Source organism: Pseudomonas sp. MWU12-3103b (assembly GCF_023100615.1).
Taxonomy (GTDB): domain Bacteria; phylum Pseudomonadota; class Gammaproteobacteria; order Pseudomonadales; family Pseudomonadaceae; genus Aquipseudomonas; species Aquipseudomonas putida_A.
In genome coordinates this window covers 427,271-441,302 of record NZ_JALMEY010000001.1, presented here as the reverse complement: position 1 = coordinate 441,302, position 14,032 = coordinate 427,271, and the positions used below count along the sequence as shown (strand labels likewise).

Sequence of the window (14,032 nt, the reverse complement as noted above, 5' to 3'; positions counted from 1 at the left end):
GGACTTGCTCGCGAAGGGGCCATCAGCCTCAAACAGACCTCAGGGTTTGGCCAGTACCGGCAGATCCCCGGTCAACCCCAGCGCCTCACGCACAAACAACGCCTTGGCCTCCGGCATCTGCTCCACCAGCTTCAACCCGGCATTACGCAACCAGCGCACCGGCAACGGGTCAGCCTGGAACAAGCGCTCGAAGCCCTCCATCGCCGCCATCAATGCCAGGTTGTGCGGCATGCGCCGGCGCTCGTAGCGGCTCAGCACCTTCACACCCGCCAGCCGTTCGCCGCGTTCCGCCGCCTGCAACAGCACTTCAGCCAGCACCGCCGCATCGAGGAAACCCAGGTTTACACCCTGCCCGGCCAACGGGTGAATGGTGTGCGCGGCGTCGCCGATCAGTGCCAGGCCTTCGGCCACGTAGCGTTTGGCGTGGCGTTGACGCAACGGCACGCACAGCCGTGGATCAGCACTGACGACTTCGCCCAGGCAACCTTCAAAGGCTCGCTCCAGCTCACGACAGAATGCCGCTTCATCCAGCGCCATCAGGCGCTCGGCTTCACTTGGCGTGGTCGACCAGACGATCGAGCACCAGTCCTGCTGCCCGTCACGTTCCAGCGGCAGAAACGCCAGCGGCCCGTGATCGGTGAAACGCTGCCACGCGGTCATCCGGTGCGGCTTGCTGCTGCGCACGCTGGTAACGATGGCGTGGTGCAAGTAATCCCACTCGCGGGTGGCGACGCCCGTCAGACGGCGTACCGCCGAATTGGCGCCGTCCGCCGCAATCACCAGCGGCGCACGCAACTGCCGACCATCGGCCAGGGTCAGCAGCCAGTCGTCACCGGAGCGGCGCATCTGTTCCAGCCGTGCGTTGGCCAGCATGCCCAGATCGCAATCGTGCAAGCGATCGAGCAAGGCATCCTGCACCACGCGGTTTTCGACGATATGACCGAGCATTTCGGCATGCACACTGCTCGCCGAGAAGTGAATCTGCCCGGTGCCGCTGCCGTCCCACACGTGCATGTCGGTGTAGGGGCTGCTGCGGCGCTTGGCGATGCCGTCCCAGACGCCAAGGCGTTCGAGTATCCGCTGGCTGGCCGCCGACAAGGCGCTCACTCGCGGCTCGAACGGCGCGGCGGCGTCGAACGGTTTGACGCTCAGCGGGCTGCCGTCAAGCAGCAACACTTCCAGGCCGCTGTCCTGCAACGCCAACGCGAGGGCGCTGCCGACCATTCCGGCTCCGACAATCAGCAGATCTGCGCGCATTTCCATGCTTTAAGCCTGTCTCGCTGGCGGCATGCGCCGCCCGTAAAGGGTTTTAGCGAGCGCGCCAGTTGGCGGCGCGCTGCTGAAAGTGAAAGTGCCGACCCGCCGCTCAAGCATCCGGCCGCGTCCCCAGCCCCATGGCCTGACGAGCAAACCAGCGCTTGGCCGGTGGCAACAGATCGAGACCGAGCAGGCCGATGTTGCGGCCCAGCGAGATCAGCGGCTGGGTGCTGCCGAACAGTCGGGTGACCTGATCGGAGAAGCCCACGGTGAGCTCCTGATCCAGACGCTGCCGCTCGCGATACGCCTGCAATGTAGGGAAGTCGCCCAGCGGTTTGTCGCTGGCCAGCAGCGCAGCGGCCAAGGCATCGGCATCACGCAGCGACAGGTTGAAACCCTGTCCGGCAATCGGGTGCAGGCTGTGCGCGGCATTGCCCAGCACGGCCAGATGCGAGCGCACCTGCTCCTCGGCCTCGACCAGCGACAACGGATACAGATGCCGCGCACCGACCTGTTTCAAGGTGCCGAGGCGGTAGCCGAACACGCCTTGCAGTTCGCTGAGGAAATCGCGCTCGCTGAGGTCTGCCAGGCGTTGCGCATCCATGCCCAGGCGGGTCCAGACCAGTGCGCAACGGTTGTCCGGCAGCGGCAGCAAGGCCATCGGCCCTTCGTCGGTGAAGCGCTCGAAGGCCATGCCGTTGTGTGATTCGCTCGGGGTGATGTTGGCGATCAGCGCGCTCTGGTTGTACGGACGCTTGCGCACGTTGATGCCCAGTTGTTCGCGCAGACCGGAGCGACCACCATCGGCGAGCACCGCCAGATCGCACTCGACGGTGGTTTCATCGTTGAGGGTCAGGCGATAGCCGTCGGGCAGCGGCTCCATGCGCGTGACTTCCGCCGGGCAGCGCCAGCTGATCACGTCTTTGTCCAGGTGCTGCCACAGGCACTGGCCGAGCCAGGCGTTTTCCACCACGTAGCCCAAGGCCGGCACGCCCTCTTCCATCGCCGACAGACGGGCGGTGGAGAAGCGACCACGGTCGGACACGTGAATCTGTTTGATCGGCTCGGCGCGGCGGGAAATTTCCTGCCATACGCCCAGCCGTTGATAGATCTGCCGGGAACCGAAGGACAGCGCCGACGAACGTGCGTCGTAGCTCGGCTGCCAGCTGTCGCCGGGGGCGAACGGTTCGATCAGGACGATTTTCCAGCCACGCGCCTTGGCCCCGGCCTGCAAGGCCAACGCCAGGCTGGCGCCGACCAGGCCGCCACCGATGATTGCCAGATTGACTCGACTCATGCCGCGTGTGTCCGTGCTTGCGCCATCAGCGCTTCGATTTCGGCGACGGTTTTCGGTACGCCGCTGGTCAATATTTCACAACCGGTCTTGGTCACTACCACGTCATCCTCGATGCGCACGCCAATGCCGCGCCATTTCTTTGCCACGTTCTGGTTGTCCGGGGCGATGTAGATGCCCGGCTCGACCGTCAGCGCCATGCCGACCTCCAGCACCCGCCATTCGCCGCCGACCTTGTACTCGCCAACGTCATGTACATCCATGCCCAGCCAATGGCCGGCACGGTGCATGTAAAACGCTTTATAGGCTTCGGTCGCGATCAACTCATCGACCTCGCCTTGCAGGATTCCGAGCTTGACCAGACCTGCGGTAATCACCCTGACCGTGGCTTCGTGCGCCTGGTTCCAGTTTTTGTTCGGAGCGATTTCAGCGAATGCGGCTTCCTGCGAGGCCAGCACCAATTCGTAGATCGCTTTCTGCTCGGCGGAAAACTTGCCGTTGACCGGCCAGGTGCGGGTGATGTCGCTGGCATAGCAGTCGATCTCGCAACCGGCGTCGATCAACACCAGGTCGCCGTCCTTGAGCAGCGCGTCATTCTGCTGGTAATGCAGGATGCAACTGTTGCGCCCGGCGGCGACGATGGAACCGTAGGCCGGCATCTTCGCCCCGCCCTTGCGGAATTCGTAATCGAGTTCGGCTTCGAGGCTGTATTCGTACAGTCCCGGCCGGCTGGCCTGCATCGCGCGGATATGCGCCTGAGCGGAAATCCGTGCGGCTTCGCGCATCACCTTCACTTCTGCCGCCGATTTATACAGGCGCATGTCGTGCAGCAGATGATCCAGGGCAACGAATTCGTTCGGTGGCTGGGCGCCGAGGTGCGCCTTGGAGCGGATCACGTTGATCCAGTCCATCAGATGGCGGTCGAACTCCGGATTGCTGCCCATCGCCGAATACACCCGGTCGCGGCCTTCGATCAGGCCCGGGAGGATGTCGTCGATGTCGGTAATCGGGAACGCGTCGTCAGCGCCGTAATCACGGATTGCGCCTTCCTGGCCGGCGCGCAGGCCGTCCCATAACTCGCGTTCGGCATTGCGCTCGCGGCAGAACAGCACGTACTCGCCGTGCTCGCGGCCGGGCATCAGGACGATGACCGCCTGTGGCTCGGGGAAACCGCTGAGGTACTGGAAGTCGCTGTCCTGGCGGTAGACGTGCTCGACGTCGCGGTTGCGGATCGCGACCGCGGCGGCGGGCAGGATCGCGATGCTGTTGGGTTCCATCTGCGCCATCAGGGCCTTGCGGCGACGGCTGTATTCCGCTTTGGGGATATGGATCATGGGCAGATGGCTTTCCCTGGCACGCGATTAATGCAACGACGGCTTGGCGGCTGGCGGCGCGTCGGCTTTCTTGGTTTCCGAGAACAGCAGCAGCGGCGCGACGCGCAGGTATTCCATGACTTCCATGTAATCGTTTTCGCCGTCGTCGGACTCTTCCAGGGCGTCTTGCACCTGGGAGATCGCCGCCAGATCCTGCAGCACTTCGGTGGCTTCGGTGCTGAGCATGCTGCTGTCGCGGCAGTTCAGGCCGAAACCGCTGAGGAAGCCCTGGCACCATTGGCCCAGTGCGGCGGCGCGGTCGGCCAGCGGCGCGTCATCGGTCGGCAGCAGCAGAACGACGGTGACGTCGTCACCGGTCAACTCACCCTTGACCATCTCTTGCAGGCCGATCAGGGCGTTGCGGACGTTGTCCTGTGGCTCGTTTTCCAGAAGTTCGGCGGCATCGATCAGCCACTCGTCGGCGTTGAAGCCGGCACCGGCGCAGCTGCGGCCGAGCAGCAGGCCATGCAGTTCGGCAGGCGAGACGTTGTGGCCGCTGGCAGTCAGCAGGGTGGCAAAGGCTTGGTACGGGGAATTCGCAATGGTCATGGGCAGCTAGGCGCCAGACGGCGCTATGTCTAGAATGAAGGCCTTGTATCCTACATCGACAGACTCGCCAAGACTATTAAAGGCTGTCCGCCAGCCAGGCGCCTGCCGCCCATCAGATGAATTCAGTGGACACAATGGAAGACACCGACCTGCAAGCGCTGATGGCCAGACTCGAAAAGCTGATTAGCCGAGTCGAGCAACTAAAGAGTCAAAACGCACTCTTACTAGCTCAGGAAAAGACCTGGCGCGAGGAACGCGCTCACCTCATTGAAAAAAACGAAATCGCCCGGCGTAAGGTCGAATCGATGATTTCGCGCCTCAAGGCCCTGGAGCAAGACTCATGAGTTCAAGCAATAGCGTTACCGTGCAGATCCTCGACAAAGAATATTCGATCATCTGCCCCCAGGAAGAACGCAGCAATCTGGTCAGCGCCGCCCGCTACCTGGACGGCAAGATGCGCGAGATCCGCAGCAGCGGCAAAGTCATCGGCGCCGACCGTATTGCGGTAATGGCCGCGCTAAACATCACCCACGACCTCTTGCACAAAGAAGAGCGCCCGGACATCCAGGCCAGCGGCTCGACCCGTGAACAGGTGCGCGACTTGCTCGATCGTGTCGATCTGGTGCTGGCCGACGATCCGGACATCAGCAAGGGCTGATTCGCCAGGCCGCTTGAGGTATACTCGCCGCACTCCCTGGGGTGCTTGCCAGTTGACGATGTCCCTGAGCCGATTCGCACTACCCTGGAAGTTGCACGTTGGGCTGGTGTGCATGTCCGCCAGACGGAAAGCCTTAAAGTCTACTGCATCTTCCACCTTGAACTTTCGGGTTCAAGGGCTAAGTTGACAGCGGTTCATCCGGGGAGCCTGATTCGAATCCGATGCCGGTTTTTGCCGGCATCGGATTTTTTATGCGTGCGTTTTCGCCCTCACCTGCCGAAGCCGAACCATGACCGAACCTGCGCTGCTGCCCCGCCCGCAACTCCGCCGCCTGCTGCGCAAGGCGCGTCGTTCACTGACTCCCGGTGAACAGCGGCAGGCCGCCAAAGGCCTGTTCCGCCAACTGGCGCAAGACCCGCACTTTCGCCGGGCGAAACACATCTCTCTGTATCTGCCCACCGACGGTGAAATCGACCCGCGCCTGCTGCTGCGCGAAGCCCAGCGGCGCGGCAAAGCCACCTACCTGCCGGTGCTCAGCGCCTGGCCGCGAACCAAAATGGTGTTCCAGCGGATTCGCCCCGGCGACAAGCTCAAGCCCAACCGCTTCCGCATTCTCGAACCACGAGCCAATCTGGCCCATCAGCGCAAGATCTGGACCCTGGATCTGGTGCTGTTGCCACTGGTGGGGTTTGACGATGTTGGCGGACGTCTGGGGATGGGCGGCGGATTCTACGATCGCAGTCTGGCGTACCTGGGCCGGCGCAAGAACTGGCGCAAGCCGACGTTGCTGGGCTTGGCCCATGAATGTCAGAAGGTCGAACGCCTGGCACAGGCCAGCTGGGATGTACCGTTGCAGGGCACGGTCACCGATAAGGCGTGGTATTTCGCGGGATAGACGCCGCGCAGATCAGCGGCGTCGGGAAGGCAGTTTCAGCGCTTGAAGGCGGTCGACTGTTGGACCTGTTGCGCGACTTCAACCGGAGCATCGGTCTTGCTCGTCCACAGACTTTGCGCGTAACCGGTGGTCACGACACCAAGGCCGAACAAAATAACCAAAGTCCATAGCAAATCCGGTTTGCGTTTCATCGATTGCCCCCCTCAAGGCACATCATCACGATGACAGCAGCGGTTTCCGTTCGTAGGCCGTGCAGCAGCGTCAAGCTTTAAAGGCCGGCATTTTGCGACAACGTGAACCCGGGCGCAAACGCTGACGTCAACCGACCGTCGGTTTGTCATAAAATTGCCCGACAACCTGCCCAATCACCGCTGAGGAGCAAAAGACATGGCCTATTGGCTGATGAAATCCGAGCCCGACGAACTCTCGATCAAAGATCTGGAGAAACTCGGCAAAGCGCGCTGGGACGGGGTTCGCAACTATCAGGCGCGCAATTTCCTGCGGGCGATGGCGGTGGGCGATGAGTTCTTTTTCTACCACTCCAGTTGCCCGGAGCCGGGTATCGCCGGAATCGGCAAAATAATCGAGGCGGCGTACCCGGATCCCACCGCACTGGAACCCGAGAGCCATTACTTCGACCCGAAGGCCACACCCGATAAAAACGCCTGGACTGCGATTGATGTTGCGCATGTCGAGACGTTTGCCCGGGTGCTGAAGCTCGATTACCTGAAACAGCAGACTGCGCTGGCCGAAATGCCGCTGGTGCAAAAAGGCAGTCGCCTGTCGGTGATGCCGGTGACGGCCGAACAGTGGGTCGCGGTGCTTGGTTTGCGCTGAGAACTCGCCGGTCACGGTTTTTACCGACAAAAGGGGCTAGGCTTGGCGCTCATTTGACTGACATCAAGCGAATGGAACGCTTGAACAGTCAGACTGCAAGCCACTGCCGCAGGATGCCCCCATGTCGACGCACAGCCGTTCTTCACTTCTATACGCCGGTTTGCTCCTGGTGTTACTCGCCGCCGCTGGCGGATTAGGTTACTGGATGTCAATCAGCAGCCGCCTGGTCGAAGGACTGTCGATGGGCAACGGGCGGCTGGAAGCCACTGAAGTGCAGATCGCCAGCAAGACCCCCGGGCGCCTCGCCGAGGTGCTGGTCGACGAAGGCGACAAGGTCAGCAAGGGCCAACTGCTGGCGCGTATGGACACCCGCACCCTCGAAGCCCAGCGCAATCAGGCCGAAGCCGAAGTGTTGCGCGCTCGGGAAAATCTCAACGCTGCTCAGGCCAACGTGCAATTGCGCCAGAGTGAACTGCTGCTGGCCCAGCAAGAACTCGGCCGCTCGCAATCACTGTTCAAGCACGGTTACGTCAGCGCGCAGATCATCGATCAGTTGCAGTCACGCATCGGCACTGGCAACGCTGCCGTTGTCGCCGCCCGGGCCCAGGTGTCTGCTGTCAGTGCGGCGATTGGCGCGGCACAGGCTCAAGTCGCACAGTTGACCAGTGAAATTGACGACAGCAGTCTGCGCGCGCCGATTGATGGCGTGATCCAGCTGCGCATGGCCGAACCCGGCGAAGTGCTGGGGGCCGGTGGCCGGGTCTTGCTGCTGATCGATCCCAACGACCAGTACATGAACCTCTATCTGTCAGCCGCGGTGGCCGGGCGCCTGGCGGTGGGCGATGAGGCGCGCGTGCTGCTCGATGCCTTGCCCGATAACCCGCTGCCGGCAAAAATCAGCTTCGTCGCGGCCAAATCGCAGTTCACCCCCAAAGAGGTCGAGACCCGCGACGAGCGGCAAAAACTGGTGTTCCGCGTCAAGCTGCGCCTGGTTCAACCCAGCGCCGTGCCGCAGGCCAAACCCGGCATGCCGGGGGCCGGCTACGTGCGGATCGCGCCCGTCGAATGGCCGGCCAATCTGCAATGAGCGGCCTTGCGGTGCAAGCAACCGGTATCGCCCACCGCTACGGTAAACAGCAAGCGCTGAGCGACATCGCCTTCAGCCTGCCCGCCGGTACGCGCTGCGGGCTGATCGGCCCCGATGGTGCGGGCAAGTCCAGTCTGCTGGGATTGATTGCCGGCGTGAAGACCCTGCAGCAAGGGCAACTGGAGGTGCTCGGTGGCGCGATCGAGGATCGCCGGCATCGCGACACACTCTATGCGCGCATCGCCTTCATGCCGCAGGGGCTGGGCGGCAACTTGTACCCGGAGCTGTCGATCCGCGAGAACATCCAGTTCTTCTCGACGCTGTTCGGCCTGTCCAAGGCTGAAAGCGAGCAGCGCATGCACAGCCTGTTGCTCGCCACGGATCTGCTGAAGTTCGCCGAGCGCCCCGCCGGCAAGTTGTCCGGCGGTATGAAGCAGAAACTCGGGCTGTGCTGCGCGCTGATCCATGAACCGGATCTGCTGATCCTCGATGAGCCGACCACCGGCGTCGACCCACTCTCGCGCCGGCGCTTCTGGGAGTTGGTCGACGATGTGCGACGCCAGCGCCCGCAACTGACGCTGCTGGTCGCCACGGCCTATATGGAAGAAGCCGAGCAGTTCGAGCATTGCCTGATGCTCGATGCCGGCAAGTTGATCGCCACCGGCCTGAGTCGTGAGCTGGCGACCGTCACCCCCAGCGGCAAACTCGATGACGCCTTCACCCACTTCCAGGGCGACAGCCAGCATGACGCTCAACCGCTGGTGATTCCACCGCGCACCGGCAACAGCAGCGACATCGCCATCGAAGCCCACGACCTGACGCTGCGCTTCGGCGACTTCACCGCTGTGGATCACGTCAGTTTTGCCATTGGGCGTGGCGAGATTTTCGGCTTTCTTGGCTCCAACGGCTGCGGCAAGACCACCACCATGAAAGTCCTGACCGGGCTGATGCCGGCCAGCGAAGGCAGTGCGACGCTGCTCGGTAACCCGGTGAACGCCAAGGATCTGGCCACGCGCAAGCGGGTTGGCTTCATGTCGCAGAGTTTTTCGTTGTATGGCGAACTCAGTGTGCGGCAGAACCTCGAACTGCACGCGCGGCTGTTCGACCTGCCCAAAACCGAGAGCGCACAACGCATCGAGGCGTTGATTCAGCGCTTCAATCTGCTCGCGGTCGCCGACCAGCCATCCGGAGCATTGCCATTGGGGCTGCGCCAGCGTCTGTCACTGGCGGTGGCGGTGCTGCACCGCCCGGAGGTGCTGATTCTCGACGAGCCGACTTCCGGCGTCGATCCGGCAGCCCGTGATGATTTCTGGCGACTGTTGATCGAGTTGTCCCGCGAACAGGGCGTGACGATCTTCCTCTCCACGCACTTCATGAACGAAGCGCAGCGCTGCGACCGCATCTCGCTGATGCACGCGGGCAAGGTCCTCGCCTGCGACACCCCGGCGGCGCTGCAACGCCAGTTTGCCGGAGAGACGCTGGAAGCGGCCTTCGTCACTTGCCTGGAACAGGCTCAGGGCGCTCAGCCATCAGCGCCTGTGGCCGAACCGCAAATGGCGCCACCGAGCGCAGCGACAACACCGCTGCCCCGTCACGGTTTCAGCCTCGGTCGCCTGTTGGCCGTGGCCAGTCGCGAAGGCAAGGAGCTGTTGCGCGACAAAGTGCGCATGGCGTTCGCATTGGCCGGGGCGATTTTCATGATGGTGATCTTCGGTTACGGCATCTCGCTGGACGTGGAAAACCTCGCGTTTGCCGTGTACGACCAGGATCAGACGCCGCAGAGCCGAGCTTATCTGGAGGCGTTTCGCGGCTCCCGGTACTTCGACGAACAGCCGGCCATTCATGATCCGCAGGAACTGCACCGGCGCCTGCAACGCTCGGAAATCAAACTGGCGCTGGAGATTCCCCCCGGATTCGGCCGCGATCTGTACGCCGGGCGCCAACCCGCCGTGGCGGCGTGGCTGGATGGCGGCATGCCGTTTCGCGCCGAAACCAGCCGTAACTATGTTGAAGCCGTGCACCTGGGCAATCTGCAACAGCTGGCCGAACAAAGTAGCCCGGCGCTGGCCCACCCGGCGGCCGCTAGTCTGGAAACCCGCTTTCGCTACAACCAGGACGTGGTCAGCGTCAACGCCATCGGCCCCGGGGTCATGGCGCTGATCCTCGCCTTCATTCCGGCGATGCTCACGGCGCTCGGCATCGTGCGCGAAAAGGAGTTGGGCTCGATCACCAATTTCTACGCCACACCCCTGACCCGTCTGGAGTTTCTGCTGGGCAAACAGGCGCCGTACCTGCTGGTCAGTCTGGTCAATCTCGCGCTGCTGGTAGCGATGAATCGCTGGCTGTTCGGCGTGCCGTTCAAGGGCAGCCTGCTGACGCTGGCGTTCGGCGGCCTGCTGTACGTGCTGGCGACCACCAGCATGGGCCTGCTGATCTCGGCATTCACCCGCACACAAATCGCCGCGATCCTCGGCACCATGATCATCACCAGCCTGCCGACCATCCAGTTCTCCGGGCTGATCGTGCCGCGCTCGTCGCTGGAAGGTGCGGCAGCAGTGATGGGCATGCTGTTTCCGGCGGGGCACTTCCTCGACATCGCGGTGGGTACGTTCACCAAAGCGCTGGACTTGCGTCAGCTGTGGCCGCAGTGCCTGGCGCTATTCGGGTTCTTTGTCGGGTTCACCGGGCTGAGCCTGATCATGCTGAAAAAGCAGGAGGCCTGATGCACAAGTTCGCGCACATCCTGCGCCTGGGACTCAAGGAGCTGACCAGCCTGCGCCATGACAGCGTGTTGCTGCTGTTCCTGTTCTACGCTTTCACCGTGGCGATCTACATGCCCGCCGCCGGTTCGGTGATCGGCGTGCACAACGCCAGCGTGGCCATCGTCGACGAAGACCACAGCGCCCTCTCACGCCAATTGGCCCAGGCCCTGCAGCCGCCGGAATTCCAGACGCCGGTGTTGTTGCCTTATGCGCAGCTGGACCAAGTGATGGACAGCGGCCAGTACACCTTCGTGATCAATATTCCGGCGGGCTTTCAAACCGACCTGCTGGCGGCGCGGCAACCGGCGATTCAGGTCAACGTCGATGCCACAGCCATGAGCCAAGCGTTCATGGGCGCCGGCTACATCGGCCGGATCTTCCAGCGCGAATTGCTCGACTATGCCGGTCAGGGCGGTGCAGCGGCCAAGGCACCCGTGCAACTGACTACTCGCGCCCTGTTCAACACCAATCTGGAGGGCGGCTGGTTTCTGGCGGTGATTCAGATCGTCAACAACATCACCATTCTGGCGATCATCCTCACCGGCACGGCGCTGCTGCGCGAACGCGAACACGGCACGCTCGACCATTTGCTGGTGCTGCCGCTGACGGCGCTGGAAATCATGCTGGCGAAAATCTGGAGCAACCTGCTGGTGGTGGTGTTGTGCACCTGGCTGTCGCTGGAGGTGGTGGTCAAAGGCCTGTTGGGTGTGCCGTTGGCCGGCTCGATGAGTCTGTTTTTGCTGGTGACTGCGGTTTATCTGTTTGCCAGTACCGCGCTGGGTATCTTTCTGGCGACGCTGGCGCGCTCGACGCCGCAGTTCGGTCTGCTGGCGATTCCGGTGATCATCCCGATGTTGCTGCTGTCCGGCGGCAGCACGCCATTGGACAGCATGCCGCAGTGGCTGCAATGGGTCATGCAGGGCTCGCCGTCCACACACTTTGTCAGCCTCAGCGCCGCGATTCTGTTTCGCGACGCCGGGCTGAGCGTGGTCTGGCCGGACTTGCTGGCGCTGACGGCTATCGGCCTGCTGTTCTTCGTCATCGCGTTGGCGCGCTTTCGCAAGAGCCTGGCGTCCTGAACAGCGGCCAGCGTGGTTACTGAATGATCAGGTTGTTGAACAACAGATCTTCAACCACCGGTTTGCCGGTCTCGTCATTCATCACTTGCTGGGTCTGCTTCAGGGCTTCCTGACGCAGCTTTTCCTTGCCTTCGATGCTGCCCATCGCCTCGGTGGTCTGCTGAGTGAACAGCGCCACCAGTTGATTGCGAATCAGCGGCTCGTTGGCCTTGACCAGTTTGGTCGCCTCTTCGCCGGTCACACGCAGCGCCACGTCGGCCTTGTAGACCTTCAGCTTGGGCGTGCCGTCCAGCCCGTAGTTGCCCACGAACGGCGGGCTCAGGGTGATGTAGTTGACCTTCGGCGCCTCGCCTTCTTTGGCTTCTTCGGCCAGCGCTGCCACAGGCAGAGACAGGGCCAGCAACAACATGATCCACGCTTTCACAATTCGCTCCTTATCCGGTTTGCGGCCTAGCATAACGACCCGCCGCGCAAGCACAAGCTTATGGCTGACTATCAGGGCCGGGCATGCTCGTTGACCCGTTGACTGACACACCTACACTTATCGGCCATCACTCCCAAAGGAATAGCCCTGATGAAAGCCGTGCTGTGCAAAGCCTTCGGCCCTGCCGAATCGCTGGTGCTGGAAGACGTCGCCAGTCCTGTCGCGAAGAAGAACGAAATCCTGCTGGAGGTGCACGCCGCCGGGGTCAACTTCCCGGACACGCTGATCATCGAGGGCAAGTATCAGTTCAAGCCGCCCTTCCCGTTTTCGCCGGGGGGCGAAGCGGCCGGCGTGGTCAGCGCCGTCGGTGAGAAAGTCAGCCACCTGAAAGTCGGCGACCGGGTCATGGCCCTGACCGGCTGGGGCAGCTTCGCCGAACAGGTCGCGGTGCCGGGTTACAACGTGCTGCCGATCCCGCCGTCGATGGATTTCAACACCGCCGCCGCGTTCAGCATGACCTACGGCACTTCGATGCACGCCCTCAAGCAACGGGCCAACCTGCAACCGGGCGAGACCCTGCTGGTGCTCGGCGCTTCCGGTGGCGTGGGCCTGGCGGCAGTGGAAATCGGTAAAGCCATGGGCGCCCGGGTCATCGCCGCCGCCAGCAGCGCGGAAAAACTTGCCGTGGCCAAGGCCGCTGGCGCCGATGAACTGATCAACTACAGCGAAACCAGCCTCAAGGACGAAATCAAACGCCTCACCGATGGCCAGGGCGCCGACGTGATCTACGACCCGGTCGGCGGCGACCTGTTCGACCAGGCCATCCGCGCCATCGCCTGGAACGGCCGCCTGCTGGTGGTCGGCTTCGCCAGCGGACGCATCCCCGAGCTGCCGGTCAACCTCGCCCTGCTCAAGGGCGCCGCGGTACTCGGCGTGTTCTGGGGCTCCTTCGCCCAGCGCCAGCCGCAGGACAACGCGGCGAACTTCCAGCAACTGTTCAGCTGGTTCGCCGAGGGCAAGTTGAAACCGCTGGTGTCGCAGGTGTATCCGCTGAGTAATGCGGCGCAGGCGATTAATGATCTGGGCCAGCGCAAGGCGGTGGGCAAGGTGGTGGTGCAGGTGCGCTGAAACCGTAGTCTGTTTCAGCCGCCGGGCGATGGTGCCGCGTCGCCCGACAACAGGTGCTCCTGCACCTTCAGGCTGCGCGACGGAATCAACCGTCCCTTGTCATCGAAGCGCAGGACGATCAGCCAGTCGAAGACCTCATCCGGCCATTTTTCCTGACCCATCAGGGCTGTGGGGTCGCCGCCAAAGGCTTTGAGCAGTTTATTGATATGGCCGTGATGCCAGGCGATCAGCACCGTCTGCGCCTGATTGCTCTTGCGCAACAGTTTGACCAGTTGATGCAGATCGCCATTGACGAAGGGCTGCTCGATCGCAAGGTTCAGGCGCTGGGCCAGCGGGGTCAGGGTCAGGCGTGAGCGCGAACTTTCCGGGGTATCGCCGGCAGCGATCAAACGCTGGGGCGTGAGTGTCTGGCCGTCGAGTTTCAGCGGATTGAAATAGTCGACGTAGGCGGCGGCGCGTTGCTCGCCTCGGGCATTGAGCACCGATCCTGTATCCGGTTTTTCCGCATGCCGAATGATCAGCACCGTGGCGTTGCGCAGGCCGGAATGCGAAGGATGATCGGTGACGATCAATGTCAGCAACACGACGGCAAGTCCCGCTGCCACCAAAAATCTCGGCATCAACATGCGAACCTTCAGTGACATTGCTTATCTCGGCTGATCAATCGGCTGAACGGGCCGCGAGTCTAA

Annotated in this window: 15 protein-coding genes and 1 other RNA gene; 9 read left to right on the top strand and 7 right to left on the bottom strand. The window is 62.6% G+C overall.

What is annotated here, in order from left to right:
* Window positions 1-39 precede the first annotated feature (39 nt).
* The 4 genes from M0808_RS02040 to M0808_RS02025 form a co-directional block, all read right to left on the bottom strand.
* A complete protein-coding gene (locus tag M0808_RS02040) occupies window positions 40-1,257 on the bottom strand; it encodes a 2-octaprenyl-3-methyl-6-methoxy-1,4-benzoquinol hydroxylase (RefSeq protein ID WP_247839955.1) in 1,218 nt (405 codons plus the stop codon).
* Window positions 1,258-1,366: 109 nt separating this feature from the next.
* On the bottom strand, window positions 1,367-2,554 hold the full coding sequence (gene ubiH / locus M0808_RS02035) for a 2-octaprenyl-6-methoxyphenyl hydroxylase (protein ID WP_247839702.1): 1,188 nt from the start codon (window positions 2,552-2,554) through the stop codon (window positions 1,367-1,369).
* On the bottom strand, window positions 2,551-3,885 hold the full coding sequence (gene pepP / locus M0808_RS02030; protein ID WP_135296803.1) for a Xaa-Pro aminopeptidase: 1,335 nt from the start codon (window positions 3,883-3,885) through the stop codon (window positions 2,551-2,553). Before pepP ends, ubiH begins: the two co-directional genes overlap by 4 nt.
* Window positions 3,886-3,912: 27 nt before the next feature.
* The gene (locus M0808_RS02025; protein ID WP_247839700.1) at window positions 3,913-4,473 is read right to left on the bottom strand and encodes a YecA family protein; all 561 of its coding nucleotides are present in this window, start codon (window positions 4,471-4,473) and stop codon (window positions 3,913-3,915) included.
* A 134-nt stretch (window positions 4,474-4,607) separates the two neighbouring features.
* On the opposite strand from M0808_RS02025, the gene M0808_RS02020 reads away from it, so the two are divergent.
* The 4 genes from M0808_RS02020 to M0808_RS02005 all read left to right on the top strand — a co-directional run bounded on the left by M0808_RS02020 (window position 4,608) and on the right by M0808_RS02005 (window position 6,026).
* Complete coding sequence (locus tag M0808_RS02020) at window positions 4,608-4,817, top strand: TIGR02449 family protein (RefSeq protein ID WP_047597101.1); 210 nt, start codon at window positions 4,608-4,610, stop codon at window positions 4,815-4,817.
* Window positions 4,814-5,131 carry a cell division protein ZapA gene (locus M0808_RS02015; protein WP_007967943.1) on the top strand — a complete coding sequence of 106 codons (318 nt, stop codon included), beginning with the start codon at window positions 4,814-4,816 and terminating at the stop codon, window positions 5,129-5,131. The genes M0808_RS02020 and M0808_RS02015 overlap by 4 nt, the downstream gene beginning before the upstream one ends.
* 30 nt (window positions 5,132-5,161) lie before the next feature.
* Window positions 5,162-5,340, top strand: a non-coding RNA gene (gene ssrS, locus M0808_RS02010) — 6S RNA.
* Between the two features lie 80 nt (window positions 5,341-5,420).
* Window positions 5,421-6,026 carry a 5-formyltetrahydrofolate cyclo-ligase gene (locus tag M0808_RS02005; RefSeq protein WP_247839698.1) on the top strand — a complete coding sequence of 202 codons (606 nt, stop codon included), beginning with the start codon at window positions 5,421-5,423 and terminating at the stop codon, window positions 6,024-6,026.
* Window positions 6,027-6,061: 35 nt separating this feature from the next.
* Here M0808_RS02005 and M0808_RS02000 read toward each other — a convergent pair whose 3' ends face one another.
* Window positions 6,062-6,217, bottom strand: coding sequence for a hypothetical protein (locus tag M0808_RS02000; protein WP_003229308.1), 156 nt, complete (start codon window positions 6,215-6,217; stop codon window positions 6,062-6,064).
* A gap of 196 nt (window positions 6,218-6,413) precedes the next feature.
* Between M0808_RS02000 and M0808_RS01995 the strand changes: the two genes are divergently transcribed.
* The 4 genes from M0808_RS01995 (at window position 6,414) to M0808_RS01980 (ending at window position 11,791) form a co-directional block, all read left to right on the top strand.
* Window positions 6,414-6,863: an EVE domain-containing protein gene (locus tag M0808_RS01995; RefSeq protein ID WP_247839696.1), complete on the top strand. Its 450-nt coding sequence runs from the start codon at window positions 6,414-6,416 to the stop codon at window positions 6,861-6,863.
* A 121-nt stretch (window positions 6,864-6,984) separates the two neighbouring features.
* On the top strand, window positions 6,985-7,950 hold the full coding sequence (locus M0808_RS01990) for a biotin/lipoyl-binding protein (protein ID WP_247839694.1): 966 nt from the start codon (window positions 6,985-6,987) through the stop codon (window positions 7,948-7,950).
* Entirely contained in the window at window positions 7,947-10,673 is a 2,727-nt protein-coding gene (gene rbbA, locus M0808_RS01985) for a ribosome-associated ATPase/putative transporter RbbA (RefSeq protein ID WP_247839692.1), read from the top strand. Before M0808_RS01990 ends, rbbA begins: the two co-directional genes overlap by 4 nt.
* A complete protein-coding gene (locus tag M0808_RS01980; RefSeq protein WP_247839690.1) occupies window positions 10,673-11,791 on the top strand; it encodes an ABC transporter permease in 1,119 nt (372 codons plus the stop codon). The genes rbbA and M0808_RS01980 overlap by 1 nt, the downstream gene beginning before the upstream one ends.
* Before the next feature lie 16 nt (window positions 11,792-11,807).
* Here M0808_RS01980 and M0808_RS01975 read toward each other — a convergent pair whose 3' ends face one another.
* Window positions 11,808-12,215 carry a flagellar basal body-associated protein FliL gene (locus M0808_RS01975; RefSeq protein ID WP_027610485.1) on the bottom strand — a complete coding sequence of 136 codons (408 nt, stop codon included), beginning with the start codon at window positions 12,213-12,215 and terminating at the stop codon, window positions 11,808-11,810.
* A gap of 150 nt (window positions 12,216-12,365) precedes the next feature.
* Between M0808_RS01975 and M0808_RS01970 the strand changes: the two genes are divergently transcribed.
* Window positions 12,366-13,343, top strand: coding sequence for an NADPH:quinone oxidoreductase family protein (locus tag M0808_RS01970; RefSeq protein ID WP_225136730.1), 978 nt, complete (start codon window positions 12,366-12,368; stop codon window positions 13,341-13,343).
* 14 nt (window positions 13,344-13,357) lie between these two features.
* Here the strand turns inward: M0808_RS01970 and M0808_RS01965 are convergent, their stop codons facing one another.
* Entirely contained in the window at window positions 13,358-13,987 is a 630-nt protein-coding gene (locus M0808_RS01965) for a flagellar basal body-associated protein FliL (RefSeq protein ID WP_247839688.1), read from the bottom strand.
* Between the last annotated feature and the right edge of the window lie 45 nt (window positions 13,988-14,032).

Bases quoted from the DNA above. Each gene is read 5' to 3' on its own strand.
- M0808_RS02040 (WP_247839955.1), bottom strand. From the start codon at position 1,257: ATGCGCGCAGATCTGCTGATTGTCGGAGCCGGAATGGTCGGCAGCGCC.
- ubiH (WP_247839702.1), bottom strand. From the start codon at position 2,554: ATGAGTCGAGTCAATCTGGCAATCATCGGTGGCGGCCTGGTCGGCGCC.
- pepP (WP_135296803.1), bottom strand. From the start codon at position 3,885: ATGATCCATATCCCCAAAGCGGAATACAGCCGTCGCCGCAAGGCCCTG.
- M0808_RS02025 (WP_247839700.1), bottom strand. From the start codon at position 4,473: ATGACCATTGCGAATTCCCCGTACCAAGCCTTTGCCACCCTGCTGACT.
- M0808_RS02020 (WP_047597101.1), top strand. From the start codon at position 4,608: ATGGAAGACACCGACCTGCAAGCGCTGATGGCCAGACTCGAAAAGCTG.
- M0808_RS02015 (WP_007967943.1), top strand. From the start codon at position 4,814: ATGAGTTCAAGCAATAGCGTTACCGTGCAGATCCTCGACAAAGAATAT.
- M0808_RS02005 (WP_247839698.1), top strand. From the start codon at position 5,421: ATGACCGAACCTGCGCTGCTGCCCCGCCCGCAACTCCGCCGCCTGCTG.
- M0808_RS02000 (WP_003229308.1), bottom strand. From the start codon at position 6,217: ATGAAACGCAAACCGGATTTGCTATGGACTTTGGTTATTTTGTTCGGC.
- M0808_RS01995 (WP_247839696.1), top strand. From the start codon at position 6,414: ATGGCCTATTGGCTGATGAAATCCGAGCCCGACGAACTCTCGATCAAA.
- M0808_RS01990 (WP_247839694.1), top strand. From the start codon at position 6,985: ATGTCGACGCACAGCCGTTCTTCACTTCTATACGCCGGTTTGCTCCTG.
- rbbA (WP_247839692.1), top strand. From the start codon at position 7,947: ATGAGCGGCCTTGCGGTGCAAGCAACCGGTATCGCCCACCGCTACGGT.
- M0808_RS01980 (WP_247839690.1), top strand. From the start codon at position 10,673: ATGCACAAGTTCGCGCACATCCTGCGCCTGGGACTCAAGGAGCTGACC.
- M0808_RS01970 (WP_225136730.1), top strand. From the start codon at position 12,366: ATGAAAGCCGTGCTGTGCAAAGCCTTCGGCCCTGCCGAATCGCTGGTG.
- M0808_RS01965 (WP_247839688.1), bottom strand. From the start codon at position 13,987: ATGTCACTGAAGGTTCGCATGTTGATGCCGAGATTTTTGGTGGCAGCG.